This window comes from Candidatus Magnetobacterium casense (genome assembly GCF_019173545.1).
GTDB classification, from domain to species: Bacteria; Nitrospirota; Thermodesulfovibrionia; order Thermodesulfovibrionales; family Magnetobacteriaceae; genus Magnetobacterium; species Magnetobacterium cryptolimnobacter.
Window position 1 is genome coordinate 1 of the sequence record NZ_JABXWD010000580.1, and the last position, 1,725, is coordinate 1,725.

The 1,725-nt window shown below is 48.7% G+C and carries 2 protein-coding genes; both read left to right on the forward strand.

Features of this window, described 5'->3' with window-relative positions:
- Positions 1–1,025 (forward strand): hypothetical protein (locus tag HWQ67_RS17755; protein WP_218254029.1); only part of this gene is annotated, 1,025 nt, incomplete at its 5' end.
- Positions 1,026–1,075: 50 nt separating this feature from the next.
- Positions 1,076–1,672 (forward strand): hypothetical protein, encoded by a 597-nt coding sequence (locus HWQ67_RS17760; RefSeq protein ID WP_218254030.1) that lies wholly within the window; start codon positions 1,076–1,078, stop codon positions 1,670–1,672.
- The last annotated feature ends 53 nt before the right edge of the window (positions 1,673–1,725 follow it).

The window sequence follows — 1,725 nt, forward strand, 5'->3', positions numbered from 1 at the left end:
CAGTGAAGATAGAGACTGTAGACTACGATCCTTTTGCAGAAGACGGGCAACAGGTTGTTGAAGGAGGGCAACAAGGCACGACTCAACCTGTAGCCGATAATCAATCAAATACTGGTTACAATATAGAGCTTGTTGACTACGACCCGTTTGCGACAACAACGCACGGTGAACAACCTGCCCTTGCCCCTAAGCATGAGGAAGCAGGGCTGATATCCAAGGTTCGGCAGATACCGGCAGATGTATGGCGGAAGGGCGCCGAACTGGCGGAGGAATACCTGCCGGAGTCTATATCGCCAGCCGTTGGCGGCTATGCACGCACGGCATCGATAGGTCTCAGACGTACCTATGGTGGACAAGAGCCTGGTGCTGAAGATATTCAAAAGTTTCAAGAAGAAGCTCATCAGACCTTTGGTGATTATGCCGATATTCCGACGTCGTTCGTTTCCGGAGTAACGGCCAATTATACGCCACGTGTTGCACCTCCTGATGATTCCGGACGTGTTCGTGCGCTTTTACCAGAGGGTGCATATATGCTTGGTATGATAGCTGCCACGCGTGCCGGAGGTCCTATGTTGACAACAAAGGCCCTTCCTATTTTGCCTGCTATTGAGGCAATTGCAAGGAAATTAGCCCCTGAGGCACTCAAGCGGATTGCTTCTCGTGTTGCAACTGAGGGGACAGTGATGGGCGCTTATGAGGGGATTAGTCGTCCCGATGAAGGAGAAACCCGACTTGGCAATCTTGTGCATGGAGTTTCAGTTGGCGGTGCCTTTGGTCTTGGTGGCGGTGTCATAGAGAAGGCCGGTGCGGCTGTGTTTAAGCCGTTGGCACGAGCAATAGAAAAGACAGAGTCCGTGCGAAAGTTGTATCCTGTTGTTGAACGCTTGCAAGCCAAGGCTAAGGCAGGTGAGCGATTGTCTGTAGATGATGTGAAGACGATTAATGAGTTTTACACGAATAAGCTTACCGATGCAGAACAGGCGGCCTTAGATCGGTTACATCTGATGCAGAACAGGCGGCCTTAGATCGGTTACATCTGATAAGTCCTGCAACGCTAGGAGGTGCAGCCGGCGCTTTGCAGCCTGCGGATGACTTGCAGGAGCGGTTGACTAACATCGGTTCCGGAGCGGCTTTGTTTGTCGGTGTGCATGCCGCTAATCCGTCAGGGTGGAGGTTTCTGCGACGCGTTGAGAAGACCGTTGACGATGCCGGTGTTATTAGTGATTTTAATCGAAAATATTATGAGAATATGCAAAAATATGGTAACTTCAAAGATGCTTTGAAAGAGACGTTTGACGATCTTAATCTTGAGCTTCACATCAATCAAAAGGAAGCAGAGACAGGCGGAGTTGGTCTTACTGCTGAGGATTTTAAGGACATATCTGATCGTACAACGGTTCCTGTTGAACTTGTGTCATCGTATTATAATTCGTTGAAGTCAAGTCGTGCTCGTGCTGATGCAGATAACAAGATGTCAGATGAGGAGTGGTTGAGAAGCTATTTCCGTCAGCAGGGACGTTCTGAAGATGAGATAGATGATCTTGTCGTTGGTGTTTCCGGTAAAGTTGATGAAGGAGTTGTATCGCCTTCAGACAAAGTTGATAAAGGAGTTGTATCGCCTTCAGACCGTAGCGAACCTGACAAGAATGCTTCTCAACCACTCCTCATCTGACATCTTGTTATCTGCATCAGCACGAGCACGACTTGACTTCAACGAATTATAAT